This is a genomic window from Aeromonas rivuli (genome assembly GCF_020149575.1).
Classification (GTDB): domain Bacteria; phylum Pseudomonadota; class Gammaproteobacteria; order Enterobacterales; family Aeromonadaceae; genus Aeromonas; species Aeromonas rivuli.
On the sequence record NZ_CP079742.1, the window covers coordinates 1,059,535 to 1,074,648 of the forward strand.

Annotated in this window: 13 protein-coding genes and 1 riboswitch; of the genes, 7 read left to right on the forward strand and 6 right to left on the reverse strand. The window is 60.1% G+C overall.

Going from position 1 to position 15,114, the window contains the following annotated elements; genetic code table 11:
- Positions 1-167 precede the first annotated feature (167 nt).
- Together KYK33_RS05125 and KYK33_RS05130 are read left to right on the forward strand one after the other, a co-directional pair.
- The gene (locus tag KYK33_RS05125; protein ID WP_224432252.1) at positions 168-614 is read left to right on the forward strand and encodes a globin domain-containing protein; all 447 of its coding nucleotides are present in this window, start codon (positions 168-170) and stop codon (positions 612-614) included.
- 202 nt (positions 615-816) lie between these two features.
- Positions 817-1,428, forward strand: coding sequence for a YitT family protein (locus tag KYK33_RS05130; RefSeq protein WP_224432253.1), 612 nt, complete (start codon positions 817-819; stop codon positions 1,426-1,428).
- Between the two features lie 66 nt (positions 1,429-1,494).
- Here KYK33_RS05130 and KYK33_RS05135 read toward each other — a convergent pair whose 3' ends face one another.
- Genes KYK33_RS05135 through KYK33_RS05145 form a run of 3 tightly spaced genes read right to left on the reverse strand, consistent with a single transcriptional unit; the run spans position 1,495 to position 4,173 of the window.
- Entirely contained in the window at positions 1,495-2,301 is an 807-nt protein-coding gene (locus KYK33_RS05135; protein ID WP_224432254.1) for a heme ABC transporter ATP-binding protein, read from the reverse strand.
- 7 nt (positions 2,302-2,308) lie between these two features.
- Positions 2,309-3,340 (reverse strand): FecCD family ABC transporter permease, encoded by a 1,032-nt coding sequence (locus tag KYK33_RS05140; RefSeq protein ID WP_042040185.1) that lies wholly within the window; start codon positions 3,338-3,340, stop codon positions 2,309-2,311.
- Positions 3,337-4,173, reverse strand: coding sequence for a heme/hemin ABC transporter substrate-binding protein (locus KYK33_RS05145; protein ID WP_224432255.1), 837 nt, complete (start codon positions 4,171-4,173; stop codon positions 3,337-3,339). The genes KYK33_RS05140 and KYK33_RS05145 overlap by 4 nt, the downstream gene beginning before the upstream one ends.
- 160 nt (positions 4,174-4,333) lie before the next feature.
- On the opposite strand from KYK33_RS05145, the gene hutX reads away from it, so the two are divergent.
- Entirely contained in the window at positions 4,334-4,846 is a 513-nt protein-coding gene (gene hutX, locus KYK33_RS05150) for a heme utilization cystosolic carrier protein HutX (RefSeq protein WP_224432256.1), read from the forward strand.
- A complete protein-coding gene (gene hutZ, locus KYK33_RS05155) occupies positions 4,843-5,397 on the forward strand; it encodes a heme utilization protein HutZ (protein WP_224432257.1) in 555 nt (184 codons plus the stop codon). Before hutX ends, hutZ begins: the two co-directional genes overlap by 4 nt.
- Before the next feature lie 67 nt (positions 5,398-5,464).
- Here the strand turns inward: hutZ and KYK33_RS05160 are convergent, their stop codons facing one another.
- The 3 genes from KYK33_RS05160 to KYK33_RS05170 all read right to left on the reverse strand — a co-directional run bounded on the left by KYK33_RS05160 (position 5,465) and on the right by KYK33_RS05170 (position 7,475).
- Positions 5,465-5,872 (reverse strand): hypothetical protein, encoded by a 408-nt coding sequence (locus tag KYK33_RS05160; RefSeq protein ID WP_157013871.1) that lies wholly within the window; start codon positions 5,870-5,872, stop codon positions 5,465-5,467.
- Positions 5,873-6,397 (reverse strand): cysteine hydrolase family protein, encoded by a 525-nt coding sequence (locus KYK33_RS05165; RefSeq protein WP_224432258.1) that lies wholly within the window; start codon positions 6,395-6,397, stop codon positions 5,873-5,875.
- Between the two features lie 106 nt (positions 6,398-6,503).
- Positions 6,504-7,475, reverse strand: coding sequence for a ChaN family lipoprotein (locus KYK33_RS05170; RefSeq protein ID WP_224432259.1), 972 nt, complete (start codon positions 7,473-7,475; stop codon positions 6,504-6,506).
- A 144-nt stretch (positions 7,476-7,619) separates the two neighbouring features.
- Between KYK33_RS05170 and KYK33_RS05175 the strand changes: the two genes are divergently transcribed.
- From KYK33_RS05175 to KYK33_RS05185, 3 genes are all read left to right on the forward strand, one after another.
- The gene (locus KYK33_RS05175; protein ID WP_396021380.1) at positions 7,620-9,767 is read left to right on the forward strand and encodes a TonB-dependent hemoglobin/transferrin/lactoferrin family receptor; all 2,148 of its coding nucleotides are present in this window, start codon (positions 7,620-7,622) and stop codon (positions 9,765-9,767) included.
- Between the two features lie 325 nt (positions 9,768-10,092).
- The gene (locus KYK33_RS05180) at positions 10,093-11,232 is read left to right on the forward strand and encodes a 3-phenylpropionate MFS transporter (protein WP_224432261.1); all 1,140 of its coding nucleotides are present in this window, start codon (positions 10,093-10,095) and stop codon (positions 11,230-11,232) included.
- Between the two features lie 72 nt (positions 11,233-11,304).
- Positions 11,305-14,793: a hybrid sensor histidine kinase/response regulator gene (locus KYK33_RS05185; protein WP_224432262.1), complete on the forward strand. Its 3,489-nt coding sequence runs from the start codon at positions 11,305-11,307 to the stop codon at positions 14,791-14,793.
- A gap of 184 nt (positions 14,794-14,977) precedes the next feature.
- Positions 14,978-15,065: riboswitch (cyclic di-GMP riboswitch) on the forward strand.
- Positions 15,066-15,114: the final 49 nt, after the last annotated feature.

The following is a 15,114-nucleotide window of genomic DNA, read 5'->3' on the forward strand; positions in this document are numbered from 1 at the left end:
AAATGGTCTGGAACTTATCGCCGGACGCCCTGACGCCGAGGTAAACCACAGGGATGCGAATGAATTGATGCATGAGGTAATGCCAAATATGGCGCTAATAACTACTTTGTTATTAGATTCTGTGTGGCTGCCTCTGGACGAGGAGCGATGATGGCTAAGGATTGCCTATGACCTCTGATGATATCGATTTGGTACAACGGGCCTGGAGCCGTATTTCCCTGTTCAGCAATGACTTTGTCAGGGAGATCTACCAGGAGTTGTTTATCCTGGACCCGGGCCTTGTCCCCATGTTCACCATGACGAATGAGCAGCTTGTCAGCAAGGTCTCCCAGACCCTCAACATTGTGCTGACCAGCCTGGAGCAGCTCGATGCGTTGCGTTTTATCATTCGCCACCTGGGACAGCAACACAGGCGCTATGGCGTCACCTCCGAACACTTCGATTTGGTCAAGCTGGCCATGACCAATGTCATGGCCAAGCGATTGGGCGAGCACTTTACCCCGGCGCTCGCTCTGGCCTGGTCCAGTGCCTATGACGAGATAGCCGCCATCATGATTGAAGGGCTGCAGGCCGAACAGCCCTGCAAGGAAGGGGCTGGCATGGATATCTCTTGATCACTCCGGGGTTGGTGGGCCGCTTTATATTGGTGCAACCCCTGTCAAGGTGAGGTGACAGATACCAAGTTGGTGCATGCTGGTTGGCTATTGTGATCCTGTTCACAAAAAATAGACTGGTGCGAATCAAGAAGGCCCTGAAGAGAGGGCCCGCACTCGCCTGGCTCAGCAAGGCGCACTCCTTCGCAAACGGATACAACTTATGGACAAGACCCCCCACACCAGTGCACATCCCCTCTATGAGGATGTGCTGGCCTTGCTGATCGCATCTGGCTTCGTTTCTCTTGGCATCTTTCTGTTTCATCAGGTAGGTCTGCTCACCGGCGGCACTGCTGGCTTGGCGTTGCTGCTGCAACAGGTGACAGGACTGAGCTTTGGTCTGCTGTTCTTTGGCATCAACCTGCCTTTTTATGTCCTGGCCTGGCTGAGGATGGGACCCCGTTTTACCCTCAATACCTTTGTCTCTGTGGCGGCGGTCTCCTTCATGACGGATCACCTCAATGGCGTGTTGCAGATAGGCAAGATTGAGCCCGCCTACGCGGCCCTGATTGGCGGCACCCTGATAGGTATGGGATTGCTCATCATGTTTCGCCATAAATCGAGTCTGGGGGGCTTCAATATCCTGGCGTTGTTTATCCAGGACAGGTTCGGCATCCGCGCTGGCAAGCTGCAAATGGGGCTTGATTGCGCCATCGTCGTCACCTCCTTCTTCGTGGTATCCCTCTGGCTGCTGACCCTTTCCGTGGCGGCGGCCATCATCTGTAACCTGATGTTGACACTCAACCACAAGCCGGGCCGTTATCAGATAGCCTGAATCCAGTACAGCCATCCCATTGAAAAGAGCGCCACAGAGGCGCTCTTTTCGTTGTTGTTATCTGGTTTAGCTGACGATGGGCAGCCCGCTCTGGGGGTGAAGCATGACCTCGGCGGGATAGTCATAGAGAGAGTGGATAAGGGTCGGCGTCAGCACCTCGGCGGGAGGGCCGTCGGCCATCAGCTTGCCATCGGCCAACATCAGCAGGCGATCGGCGTAACGGGCGGCGAGATTGAGATCGTGCAACACCACCAGTACCGCGGTATCACGGGCCGCCAAGGCGCGTGCCAGGGTGAGCAGCTGATGCTGGTATTTCAGATCCAGTGCCGAGGTGGGCTCATCGAGCAGCAACAGCCGAGGGGAGCTCGGTGCATTGGGCGCTTGCCAGATCTGGGCCAGTACCCGGGCGAACTGCACTCGCTGGCGCTCACCCCCCGATAGCCCAGGGTAGAGGCGATTGGCCAGATGCTCGACCCCGCAATGGGCCATGGCGGCACTGACAATCTCGCGCTGGCGTGCCGCAGGTTCGCTGTGGGGCAGGCGGCCCATGGTGACCACCTCTTCGCACAGAAACGGAAAGTTCAGGGAAGAGCTTTGGGGCAGCACACCCAGTCGATGGGCCAGGATACTGGCCTGCCACTGCTCACGGGGCTGGCCGAATAGCCGTATCTCACCACCATAATCGAGCTCTCCGGTGAGGCACTTGAGCAGGCTGCTCTTGCCCGCGCCATTGGGGCCGAGCAGGGCGGTGAGGGTGCCGCCACTCAGGGTCAGGTTCAGGTCACGGAGTATCGGTTTGCCACCGCGGTGCAGGTTGAGGGCGTGGCAACTGAGCAGCGGCTCGGCCGGATTGTGTTGGGGGGGGATGGACATGGGGCGCCTAGAGTGTGCGACGGCCGCGCAGCAGCAGCCAGATGAAGAAGGGGGCGCCGAGCAGGGCGGTGATGATGCCGACCGGCAACTCGGCTGGCGCCAGCAGGGTGCGAGCCAGCATGTCTGCCCCCAGCAGCAGGGCCGCACCGACCAGTGCCGAGAGGGGCAGCAGGCGAACATGGTTGGGTCCACACAGCAGCCGCACCAGATGCGGCACCACCAGGCCGACAAAACCTATCATGCCGGCGATCGCCACGGCGACACCGACACCGGCGGCGGTGAGCAGGATCAGTCGCCGCTTCAGGGACTGCACATTGACCCCCAGATGACGGGCCTCGGACTCCCCCAGCAGCAGGGCGTTGAGGGGGCCGGCATCGCGGCTAAATAACAGCAGGAGTATGGCCAGGGTCGCGAGGGAAAGCAGCATGTCAGCGGGCTTCCCAGCCGCAAGCGTGCCCATCTGCCACAGGCTGAGATCCCGCAGCATCTGATCGTCTGCCAGATAACTGAGCAGCCCCATCACGGCGCCCGATAACGCCGTGATGGCCACCCCGGCCAGCAACATGACGGTGACGGAAGTCCCCCCCTGGCGACTGCCGAGCAGATAGACCAGGGTGGTGGTGATGGCTCCGCCGAGAAAGGCGAGCAGAGGCAGCAAGCCGATGCCGAGCTTGGCTTGCAGTTGTTGCTCCAGGGGGGCCAGCAGCACTATGGCCAGGGCGGCGCCCAAGGCAGCGCCTCCTGAAACCCCTATGATGCCGGGATCGGCGAGGGGGTTGCGAAACAGCCCCTGCATCACGGCGCCGCACAGGCCCAGTATGCCGCCCACGGCCAGGCAGAGCAGGGTTCGGGGCAGACGGATCTCTTGTACTACCAGCAATTTGTGAGGTGCAAGCTGGCTGGTCTCACTGGCCAACAGCGCCTGCAAGCTCTCGCTGAACGAGAGAGGCAGCGGCCCTGTGGCCAGGGAGCCGAGCAGGAGCCCGCTCAGCAGCAGACCGAGTCCAAGCAGCAACCAGGGGAGGGGCAGCCGCATCATGAACCCTGTTTGATCCAGCCGGCGACCTTGCTGGCCTGTGCCAAGGTCGTCAGGCTGAGCCCCCCCTGCAGAGCATGCCCATCGATGGCATGAATGGCGAGGCGCTTGCCTGCCGGAGTGGCGCTCAGGGAAGAGACTTGCTGCAACACTGTGTGGGGATCCTGATATTGTTGCCAGTCACGCCCACTGACCAGTACCAGGTCGGGCTGCATCTCGATCAATGACTCGGCCGAGACGGGCTTGTAACCGCGCAGGGTAGCGACCGGATTGACGCCTCCGGCGAGGGTGATCAGGGCACTGGCCGTGGTATCGCCACCGGCAATGCTGGTGGGCTGCCCCTTGTGCAGCAGCAGGAAGACCACGTTGAGCGGCTTGTTCTGTTTTGCTTCGGTGGCGAGGCTGGCGGCCTCCTGATTGACGCGCGCGTTCAATGCATCACCGGCTTGCGGCATGCCGAGCAGCGTGGCAAGGGTCGTGATGCGTTGATTCAGGTTGGCCAGGGTAGGTGCGGTGGCTTGCACTTCCACTTTGACGCCTGCACGGCCGAGCTGTTCCAGGGTGGCCTTGGGCCCCATCTCATCACTGCCGACCACCAGGGTGGGGGAGAGGCTCAACATCCCCTCCGCGGCCAGGGCCCTGTGATAACCCACTCTGGGTAACCCCTTGGGATCCTGGCTGCTGATATCGGTCGCGACGAGCTGTTTTTCGCCGCCGAGTGCCAGGATAAGTTCAGTGGTGGCGGGGCCTACGCTGATGATGCGTTCTGCCGCCATGATGGAGGCGGACAGGGGAATGCAACTCAGCCAGAGGGCGAGGGCAAGGCGTGGGGCCATGCTAATCTCCAGAAGATAGATAGGGGGTGAACGGGGTTGGTAGCCAACAACTCAAATATGAACACAAATGCAAACAATTATCAATTGTGCTTTTTGCCCCGTTTTATTAGAGTGCCACCACGATTTGCAGAGGGGATGTGAGTCCCGAGGGAGAAAACAGATGAGCATTGCACTGCGCATTCATGAACTGCTGGAACAGGATCCCGGCGCTCACCCATCGAGCATAGCGAGCCAGTTGGCGGTCAGTGAATGGGAAGTGGTTCGCCATTTGCCGAAGGAGCTGGTCACCCTGTTGGCAGGGGATCAAGCCGAAGGCTTGTTGGCGGATCTGGCCGATTGGGGACAAGTGACCACGATTGTGGAATCAGAGGGGTCCATCTTCGAAGTGAAGGCGCCTTTCCCCAAGGGCAAGAATGCCCGGGGTTATTACAACCTGATGGGACGAGATGGTGAGATGCACGGTCACCTCAAGCTCGACAACGTCCTGCACGTGGCCCTGGTCAGCAAGCTGTTCATGGGCAAGGAGGGTCACTCCTTCCAGTTCTTTGGCCACAGGGGCCGCTGCATTTTCAAGGTCTATCTGGGCCGGGATGAGAAGCGTCAGCTGCTTCCCGCCCAAGTCGAGCGTTTCATGGCCCTGCGCCAACAGCATCAAGAGGAAGTAAAAGCATGAGTGAACGTCAGGAGCGCCTGCAAAATCGGTTGCAGCCGGAAATCCGCGAGTTTCGTGATGCATGTCGCACCCTGCAACTGGCCACGGTCGACAGCGAAGGGCGACCCAATGCCAGCTATGCCCCCTTTGTGCTGCAACCCGATGGCTATTATGTGCTTATCTCCGAGATAGCCCGTCACGCCCGCAACTTGCAGCAGGTGCCCCAGGTCTCGCTGATGCTGATCGAGGATGAAGGTGGTGCCCGTGAGTTGTTTGCGCGCAAACGCCTCACCTTCGATGCGAGCGCCGAAGTGGTGGCTCGGGATGATGGCCGCTGGCAGGCCGCGGTGACCGCCCTGCAGGATCGTTTCGGCGAGATCATTGCCGGTCTGTCCAGGCTGGAGGACTTCAAGCTGTTCTGCCTCAAGCCCCAGCAAGGTCTGTTCGTGAAAGGATTTGGCCAGGCCTTCCAGGTCTCGAGTGATGAGCTGGTGGAGGTGGTGCATCTGGTGGAAGGCCACAAGCGCGTCGATACAGGTGAAGCGATCACCCGCACCGACAAGGTGCTTTAAGCGCCCCTTCGACATAAAAACGGACAGCCTTGGCTGTCCGTTTTTATGTCAGGTACTTCAGCGCTCATCAACCTTGCCAGTCAACCCGGTTGGGGAAGGCCTGGCGATCACCCTCATTGGCCGTCTCATTGCATTCGCCCCTGATCCGCCAGGAGGTCTGACTCAGCACGATGAAACCCTGATGGCAGTAACCCCGCTCTTCCAGCGTTTGCTGGAGCTGGGCATCCTGCAGGGCGGTACGTCGTTCGAGCAGGCTCTGCTGGCGTTGCAACTTGCTACCGTCGTCATCTTGCAGCCGGGTGGGCAATGTCTCCAGCGGCGCGGCCTCGAACAGGAAGCGTTTACTGCCCTCCTCATTGATGTGAGTGCTGAACAGAGGGGGCGGCTGATCCGATGGCTGAGTGAAGCCACAGGCAACCAGGCCTGGCAGCATGACGATGAGCAAAGCGGTATGGGGGCGCACGGGAAATTTCATTCAAAAAATCTGTTCTGTGGGTTGAACCAGGACGAGACGCTCTCCCGGCAGGGCCAGGTTCTCCCACATCCAGTTATGGTGTTTGATGATGAGGTTTGCATTCAGGTGAGCCCTGTCTGCCGTGGTATGTGCATCCTGTGCCACTGTGACGTCGAAGCCGTGGGAGGCGGCGCTGCGCACTGTGGTATCGACACAGAAGTCGGTCGCGCAGCCACACAGGATCAATCTGTCCACGCTCTGCTCCGCCAGCAGGAAGCCGAGTTCGGTATCGAGAAAACTGTCACATGCCGTCTTGCGTACCCGGCTGTCTGTGGGTCTTGGGGAGAGGGCCGCATGGATTTGCCAGGCCGGACTACCTGGTTCGAGTTCGCCACCTGGTTCGTCATGTTGCACATAGATGACTCGGCCACCGCCCTGACGCACACCGTCGGTCAGGCGATTGATATTGGAGAACACCTGGGTGTCCTCATGGCGCGGAACATCAAACAGCCCTTGTTGCACATCGATAACCAGTAACACGTCCATATGCACTCCTCAAAGAGGTTGGGGGAGTCCCCCATCTCGGCTGTGTGGTGGAGCATCAGGGAGCCTGATGCTCGTCATCTTGCGCTGATCACCCCTCGGGCCCAGGTCAGGGCTGTAACCACTGGTTGCAGTCCCGCTGCCGGGATTGATGCAGTGCGCCCATATCTTGCTTCATTTCCCCCTCGCTTTGCCAGCGTTTGGGTAAAGCTTCGATGCTGACCCCCACCTCGGCACGGCGCCCTGCAACCTGATCGGTGCCGCTCTGGGGCACCACCAGGGCAACCTTGAGTGCCGGATTGCGACTGGCAATGCGGCTGGCAAGGCCCAATCCGCCTTCTACATGGAAATTGCCGGCGATGTGCATGATGCGTCTGCCCGGATGGGATCTGAGGTAGTCCACCATGGTTTCGGCCATGGTGTCATCCCAGCCCGTCTGGGCGGCAAAGCGGCGGTCATTGCTATCCGCATCCCCATGATGCATGGAGGCCATGAATGTCTGGCGGTAAGGATCATCGCCCAGGGTCAGCTCCCGGGCCAGCTGGCTGCGGCGGGTGGCAGGCAGCTTGTCCAGCCAGGCGGGGCCTTCCTGGCCGATGCAGCTGATCAGGGGTTTGGGGGCATTGGCGGCAAGCACAGTGAGTCGCTGGGATTTGGCAAACTCAACCAGCGGGCGGTAATCACTCACATAGTTGGGCCAGGCATCGCTATCGCGGATCAGTTTGGCCTCCCCAATCTGGCCAGCCAGGTAGGCGTCCAGAACGGGTTGGGAGCCGCGACTGAACTGCTCCATGGAGAGCACCAGGGCCCGGCCATCGTCTTGGGAATGCAGTTGCAAGGCTGCCAGTAATTCGGCTTCCAGCAGATGCAGCGCCGGATGGGTGTGCAGCTCCCCGACCAGCACTATGTCGGCATCCTCCACCTTATCCACGGCCTGGGCGAGGGAGATGGCCGAGCCTGCTTCATCGGTCAGTCGATAATCATACAGGGTCGCGGCCGTCTGGTGACGGGGGCTGATGGTGTGATGGGTACAGGCGCTGAGTAGCAGGGATAGGGTGCCAAGAGCAATGAGTCGAAACATGATTTCTCGCGTTCAGAGGTTGGGTGATGGGGCTTCGCCAAGTTGGCGGGCGCGGTCACAATCGAGTAAAGGGTCGCTAGTGTAAACCCCAATCAAATAAAAATGATAACGATTATCATTGATCTTTATTTGTGGCTGACTAAGATGCTCATGTTGATAATAATTCTCAATCAAGGACATGCAGTGGCTTATACTAATCCCCCCTCTTTGATCGCAATTGCGGTCATGACAGTACTCACTTCCCCGCTTCACGCCGCACAGAACCAGACTTCCAAGCCCAACGCCGACGAGGTCGTCGTGGTCAGTGCCTCGCGCATGCCCCAGAAACTGGAAGATGTCGCCAGTTCGGTCAGCGTCATCACCGCCACCGACATAGAAGAACAGATGGTCACCAATGCGGCTGACTTGTTCCGCTATGAGCCGGGCGTCAAGGTGGTTGGCGGCGTGGGCAGTGCCCAGACCTTCATCATACGTGGTATGGGTGAAAACCGGGTCAAGGTCGTGGTGGACGGCGTGCGTCAGAATGATGCCTACAGCAAGGGGGGCGTCGGTCAGAGCTACTTTGATACCGACATGATCAAGCAGGTGGAGGTTGCCAAGGGCCCGGCATCTGCCGCTTATGGCTCCGATGCCCTGGGGGGCGTCATCGCCATCACCACCAAGGATGCCAGTGATTTCCTCACTGACAAGGATCACTACCTGGATGCGACCAGTGGCTATGCGTCCGACAGCCATCAGCGGATGTTGGGCTTTACCGGCGCACTGCGCAGCGGTGATGTCGAGAGCTTGCTGCGTTACACCTGGCGCGACAGCGGTGTGACTCAGAATTACGATTCCACCAAGACAGATTTCGATATCGGCACCAATGCCGTGCTGCTCAAGAGTCAATGGAATATCAACGAGGATCAATTCCTCAAGCTGACCGTCGACTATCTCAGCGAGAATCAAGATCCAGACTCGATCGATCTCTCCAAGACCGCCAGCGTCTTCAATCAGCCCATTACCGACAAAGAGACGGACAACCTCTCGGTGGTGCTGGATCACGGCATCGCCCTAGGGGCCAACTGGGTTGATCGCATCGACAGCAAGCTCTACTACGCCCGCACCAAGCAGACCCTGGATCAGTACGCCTCCTCCAAGTATCCGGTCAATCCGCGCAACCCCTATGTGACCAAGAACTCGCTCGATCACAATGGCTTCGAGCAGGAGAGCCTGGGCGCCCAGCTGCAATTCAGCAAGGCCCTCGCCAGCCAGCGTCTGGCCTGGGGAGTGGAGTATGAACACACGGATAACGAGCGGACGCGCATCAAGAACCCGACCGTGCCCGGAGATTTCGACTCCTACAGCGAGTTGAGCTTCCCCTCGACCACCAGTCAGCGTGCCGCACTCTGGGCATTCGACGAGATCAAATTTGGCGAGCGCTGGGTGCTGACCCCGGGGGCTCGCTACGAGTATTACCATATGAAGCCGGATAGTGATCCCGCCTACACGGGGGATGATCTCAAGACCATTTCCGAGGGCGAGTTCTCCCCGAAACTGGGCCTGGTGTACAAGGCGCATGAGCTGGCCAATCTGTTCACCCAATATAGCCATGGCTTCAAGGCGCCCATGTATGACAGTGCCTTCTCGACCCTTAACCACCAGGCTTACGGCTATCGTATCGAGCCTAACCCCAATCTGAAATCCGAGAGCAGTGACGGTATCGATGCCGGGGTGCGTGGCAGCCAGGGTGGGTTCAGCTATGAAGTGACCGCCTTCTACAACAAGTTCGAAGACTTTATCGAGCTGCAATCCATCGGCACCTCGGGCCGGACCGCTCTCTACCAGTACCAGAACCTGGATGAGGCCACCACCAAGGGGGTCGAAGCCAAGGCCGACTACTGGCTCAACGACCTGGTCAATGTCTGGGGCAACCTGGCGTATATCGAAGGTGAGGATGGCGAAGGCAACTACATCAACAGTCTGAGTCCGCTCAACGGTTCAGTGGGAGTTCGCCTCGAACAACCGAACTGGAACATCAATACCGCGCTGCGCTTTGCCGATGACATGAACAAGGTCAGCCAGGACTCCCGCGGCAATGACAACATCCAGAGTGCAGGCTGGGGCGTGGTGGATCTCTATGCCCAGTTCAAGCCGTTGACCGATTTGCAACTCAACGTCGGCGTCTTCAACCTGTTCGACAAAGAGTATGTCAGCTACGAACGGGTGGCGGGCCAGGCTGCCGGCACAGATACCCAGTACATGACGGAGCCGGGCCGCAACCTGAGTGCCAGGGTCAAGTACGTATTCTGATCGTCAAAGATAGGCATGTGGAAAGAGGAGCTGCGGCTCCTCTTTTTTTATGGGCGCTCGCCGCCGGATCCCCGGTCAGCGGGTTTTGCTGAAGCACGGTTCTGGTCGCCGCCCTCGAGGCATGCCCCAAAAAAAGAAACCCGCCAGGGGCGGGTAGAAGGATTGCAACACTAACCAGGAGAGGTGTGTGTCTCAATAGACAGCGGGGTTTCGCCAATAGTTCAACTTTATTGATATTTTTCATGATTATCCGGGCGGGGTCGCTCGGGATCCTGCCCGGGAAATGGGTTATCATCTGCGTCCCGATCCGGCCCTGTGAGGTCCTATGCCTGCTTTCTCCTGGTTAGCCCTGTTTTTTGGTGCCTTTTATTTCGTCTACGGCGCCTATTTGCCGTTCTGGTCGCTCTGGCTGGAAGGGATCGGGGTCAGCGCCGAGGCGATCGGCATGCTGTTGGGGGCTGGCATGGCGATCCGTTTTGCGGGCAACCTGATGGTGATGGGGCGCATCAAGGGGGCGGCCCAGCTGCTGCCGGTCACCCGACTGCTCTGCCTGCTCTCCCTGCTCGCCTTCCTCGGTTTCTATGTCAGTCATCAGCTCTGGTGGCTGGTGGCATTGACCTTGGTGGCCAATTTTATCTATCCAACCCTGATGCCCATGGGAGAGGCGCTGGCCACCCGCATGGTGCTGCAGACCCAGCTCGATTATGGCAAGGTGCGACTGTGCGGCTCGGCCGCCTTCATTCTGGCCTCTACCCTGGTCGGGGTCCTCATCACCGATTGGGGTAGCCAGTGGGTGCTGCACATCATGGTGCTGGGATTGGGGATCATGTTGCTGCTCAGCTGGTTGCCGCTCAGACCAGCCCCTCAGGATGTGCAGGGGGAGCGAGCCCACGCCTCCCTGCGTGATACCCTCAAGAGCGCCCCCGTGCGCCGCTTCTTGCTGGTGACGGCCTTGTTGCAAGGCAGCCATGCCGCTTATTACGGCTTTAGCGCCATCCACTGGAAGGCGGCGGGCTACAGTGGCTCCACCATTGGTTACTTATGGGCCCTGGGCGTGGTGGCCGAGATTGCCATGTTTGCCGCGGACAAGCGCTATTTCAGCCGCTTTGGCGCCCAGCGCCTGTTCCTGATTGGCGCCATCGGCTGTCTGCTGCGCTGGAGTCTGCTCGGGGCCAGCACAGAGTTTGGCGTCCTGCTGTTTGCCCAGTTGCTGCACGGGGTGAGCTTCTGCATCAGTCACCTGGGCGCGGTGCGCTTCATGACCAAGGATCTGGCGCCGGAACAGCTGATCCCTACCCAGGCGCTCTATGCCGCCCTCTCCCTCGGGATCACTGTGGCGACCCTGATGACCTTATCTGGCCTGCTGTTTGAACCGCTGGGCGGTGGCATCTTCTTCATCATGGCCCTGGTGGTGCTACCTGTCTTCGTATTGCGGCTGAAACCGAGCCGCTCGCAACCGACCTGAATTCGATTCATCTCCATGAGGGCGGCATAGGTTGCTCCCTGATGAAACCCTATTTATGACAAGGAGTTAGCAATGCACCAAGGATGGTTGCTCATCGGTTTGTCCCTCGCCTATCTGGGGCTGCTGTTTCTGATAGCCTTCGTGGCGGACAAAAACAAGCGCCGCCGCCTCAAGGGCCAACCCCTGCTCTACAGCCTGTCGCTGGCGGTTTATTGCACCTCCTGGACCTTCTTTGGCACCGTCGGTCAGGCGAGTGAGTCCCCCTGGTCGCCCTTGCCCATCTACCTCGGCCCCATGCTGGTGTTCCTGTTTGGCTGGCGGCTGCTGGCCCGACTCATTCTGGTGGCCAAGCGTGAGCACATCACCTCCATCGCCGACTTTATCGCCGCCCGCTACGGCAAGTCCCAGCGCCTCGCCATGCTGATCAGTCTGGTGGCCATCATAGGCGTGCTGCCTTATCTGGTATTGCAGCTCAAGGCCATAGTGACCGGGCTGGATCTGCTGATGGCGGGGGATACCCTGGTCGGCAGCTCAGGCAACACCGGTCAGCTGGCCCTGGGGGTCACCCTGCTGCTGGCCCTGTTCAGCATTCTGTTTGGCACCCGCAACCTGGATGCGACCGAGCACCACAGGGGCATGGTGGTGGCCATCGCCTTCGAGTCTGTGGTCAAGCTGCTGGCCTTCATGGTGGTGGGGGGCTTTGCGCTCTGGCTCATCCTGGGACAATCCAACGAGAGCCGGGACCTGGTTACCCAGGCGTTCTTTGCCTCTGTGGTCGATGTCAGCCCGGGCAACCTGCTAGAACTCGCCATCTATACCCTGCTGACCATGTGTGCGGTGATCTGCCTGCCACGCCAGTTCCATGTGACTGTGGTGGAGAACAATCAGGGCCAGGATCTGCACTGGGCTCGCTGGTTGTTCCCCGCGTATCTGTTCCTGATGGGGCTCTTCATCTGGCCCCTGGCGTTGGCGGGCAAGCAGTGGGTCGGCGCCGACATGGCCTCTGATACCTATGTGATCAGCCTGCCCATGGCGCTGGGCAATCAGGGGATGGCCATGCTGGCCTTCCTTGGCGGTACCTCGGCCGCGACCGGCATGGTCATCGTCTCCACCATCGCCCTGGCCATCATGGTCAGCAACGATCTGGTATTGCCGGTGCTGCTGCGCCGCTTCTGGCAAGAGGGGAGGGATGAGCGGCTGGTGCATCTGCTGCTGCAGGTACGGCGTGGCGCCATCTTGCTGATCCTGCTGGCGGCCTGGGCGCTCTATCTGTGGCTCGGCGATCTCACCAGCCTGTCGCGCATCGGTTACCTCTCATTTGGCGCCGTGGCCCAGTTTGCCCCGGCGCTGTTGCTCGGCCTCTATTGGCGCCATGGCAACCGCAAGGGAGTCTATCTCGGCCTGGGTCTTGGGATCAGCCTCTGGTTCATCACTCTGCTGGCCGAGAGCGGCCTGCTGGCGGGCTCGCCGCTGGAGGCCATGCTGGCCCCCCCCGACTGGCCCGCATTTCGTGAATTGAGCCTGGGGGCCTGGTGCCTCTTTCTCAGCCTGGTGCTCAACCTGCTCGGCTACGTGGCGGGCTCCCTGCTGACCCGGGCTGCGGTGAGCGAGCGGTTGCAGGCGGCGAACTTCGTCGGCCAGCCCAGCCGGGATACCGCGGCCCTTTATCAGGCCAAGGTGAGCGTCAAGGAGCTGGAGATGCTGGCGGCCCGCTTCGTCGGCCCGAGCCGGGTCAAGCGATCCTTCGGTCGCTTCGCCGGTGAATCCGGTGGCACCCTGGCGCCGCACATGCAGGCCAGCGCAGCGCTGATTGCGCACACGGAGCGGCTGCTGGCCGGGGTGTTTGGCACCTCGTCGGCGCGGCTGGTGCTCGCCTCTGCCCTGCAGGGGCGCAATATGCAGCTCGAGGAGATAGCCACCATAGTGGACGAGGCCTCGGACGTGCTGCGCTTCAACCGTGGTCTGTTGCAGGGGGCGATCGAACACATAGGGCTGGGTATTTCGGTGGTGGACAGGGAGCTGCGGCTGGTTGCCTGGAACCAGCGTTACATCGAGCTGTTCCAGTATCCGGCGGGGCTTATCCAGGTGGGGCGCCCCATCGAGGAGATTATCCGCCATAACGCCGTCAAGGGGTTGTGCGGCCAGGGAGAGGTTGAGGCCCATGTGGCACGGCGGGTCGGATTCATGAAGCGCGGCAGTGCCCATCTCTCTTCCCGGGAGCGCCCGGATGGCCGGGTCATCGAGCTGCAAGGCAACCCCATGCCCGGTGGCGGCTTCGTCATGACCTTCGCCGACATCACCCCCTTTCGCGATGCCGAGCGCGTGCTGCGTGAGGCCAATGAACATCTGGAGGCGCGGGTTGCCGAGCGTACCCGCGAGCTCTCGGCCCTCAACAGCCAGCTGCGCACCGTCAACGAGCAGGTGGAGCGGGCCAACCACTCCAAGAGCCGCTTCCTGGCGGCGGTGAGCCATGATCTGACCCAGCCGCTCAATGCCGCCAAGCTGTTTACCTCCTCCTTGATAGAGACCTTGCCCGATGAGGGGGAGCCCGCCCGGCTCGCCCGTCATATCGATGATGCCCTGGGGGCAACCGAGGATCTCATCACCGACTTGCTCGATATCTCCCGGTTGGAGGCGGGCAAGTTCAAGGCCAGGAAACTCGACTTTGCCCTGGCGGATGTCTTTGACAACCTCAAGGCCGAGTTTGGGGTGCTGGCCCAGGCAGGAGAGATAGAGTTTGCCGTGGTCGATACCAGGCTGGCGGTACACAGCGACGTGCGCTTGTTGCGGCGTGTGCTGCAAAACTTCCTCACCAATGCGTTTCGTTACAACCCCGGTGGCCGGGTATTGCTCGGTTGTCGCCGTCAGGGCCAGCGGTTGCGGATCGAGGTGTGGGACACCGGACCCGGCATCCCCCAGGACAAGCAAGAGGCCATCTTCGAAGAGTTCCAGCGTCTGGATCACTCCCGCACCACCCGCGAGCAGGGATTGGGGCTGGGCTTGGCCATCGCGCGCGGTATCTCGCAGGTGTTGGGGCACCAACTGACGCTGCGCAGTTGGCCAGGGGCAGGCTCGGTGTTTGCCATCAGCCTCAATCTGGCCAGCCGTCCTCTGGTGGAGCGGGCTCTCCAGAGCCCAGAGCCGCGGCGGGATAGCCAGCTGGCAGGGGTGCGGGTGCTCTGTCTCGATAATGAACCCGAGATACTGGTGGCCATGGCCTCGCTGCTGGGGCGTTGGGGTTGTGAGGTGCAGTGCGTTCAGGACCTGGCTCAGGCCCTGACGCTGGTGGAGAGCTTCAAACCGGACCTGGTGCTGTCCGATTACCATCTGGACGATGGCAAGACGGGGTTGCAGGCGCTGCATATGCTGCGGCTCGCCCTGGGGACCGGGGTGGGGGGGATCATCATCAGTGCGGATCGAAAAGGCGAACTGCAGGCCCAGATCCGCGAGCATGGTTATGGCTACATCAGCAAACCGGTCAAGCCCCTCAAGCTCAGGGCGCTGATGAACAGCATGAGCGGTGTCTGCAAACTTGATGATGATCACGAATTAACACATTAGTCATCAGCTTGCGGGTAAACAACTTGGCAGAGGTTCTCTGCAAAAAGGGCCATTTATGTCAATGAATGGCCCTTTTTTGTGCTATTTGGCTCCCTGCGACAGGGGCTGACTCGCGTGGGGTGTTTGCCTGCTGGCCAGTTGGGCCTTATATTTCCTTGGCGATTATTTTTATCGCGAATCAAGTTGTGCCAAAGGGCAAACCGGTCGAAAGGCCGGGACGCAAAACTTCCGGTCTAAGGGTCTGTCGTACCTAAGATAGCGGGGTCACCACAGGATTGTGTTTCCAGCCGGACGCCAAGCCAGCCTGGGATGTTGTCTGCT

Coding starts and splice junctions, on each gene's coding strand:
- KYK33_RS05125 (WP_224432252.1), top strand. CDS start 168: ATGACCTCTGATGATATCGATTTGGTACAACGGGCCTGGAGCCGTATT.
- KYK33_RS05130 (WP_224432253.1), top strand. CDS start 817: ATGGACAAGACCCCCCACACCAGTGCACATCCCCTCTATGAGGATGTG.
- KYK33_RS05135 (WP_224432254.1), bottom strand. CDS start 2,301: ATGTCCATCCCCCCCCAACACAATCCGGCCGAGCCGCTGCTCAGTTGC.
- KYK33_RS05140 (WP_042040185.1), bottom strand. CDS start 3,340: ATGATGCGGCTGCCCCTCCCCTGGTTGCTGCTTGGACTCGGTCTGCTG.
- KYK33_RS05145 (WP_224432255.1), bottom strand. CDS start 4,173: ATGGCCCCACGCCTTGCCCTCGCCCTCTGGCTGAGTTGCATTCCCCTG.
- hutX (WP_224432256.1), top strand. CDS start 4,334: ATGAGCATTGCACTGCGCATTCATGAACTGCTGGAACAGGATCCCGGC.
- hutZ (WP_224432257.1), top strand. CDS start 4,843: ATGAGTGAACGTCAGGAGCGCCTGCAAAATCGGTTGCAGCCGGAAATC.
- KYK33_RS05160 (WP_157013871.1), bottom strand. CDS start 5,872: ATGAAATTTCCCGTGCGCCCCCATACCGCTTTGCTCATCGTCATGCTG.
- KYK33_RS05165 (WP_224432258.1), bottom strand. CDS start 6,397: ATGGACGTGTTACTGGTTATCGATGTGCAACAAGGGCTGTTTGATGTT.
- KYK33_RS05170 (WP_224432259.1), bottom strand. CDS start 7,475: ATGTTTCGACTCATTGCTCTTGGCACCCTATCCCTGCTACTCAGCGCC.
- KYK33_RS05175 (WP_396021380.1), top strand. CDS start 7,620: ATGCTCATGTTGATAATAATTCTCAATCAAGGACATGCAGTGGCTTAT.
- KYK33_RS05180 (WP_224432261.1), top strand. CDS start 10,093: ATGCCTGCTTTCTCCTGGTTAGCCCTGTTTTTTGGTGCCTTTTATTTC.
- KYK33_RS05185 (WP_224432262.1), top strand. CDS start 11,305: ATGCACCAAGGATGGTTGCTCATCGGTTTGTCCCTCGCCTATCTGGGG.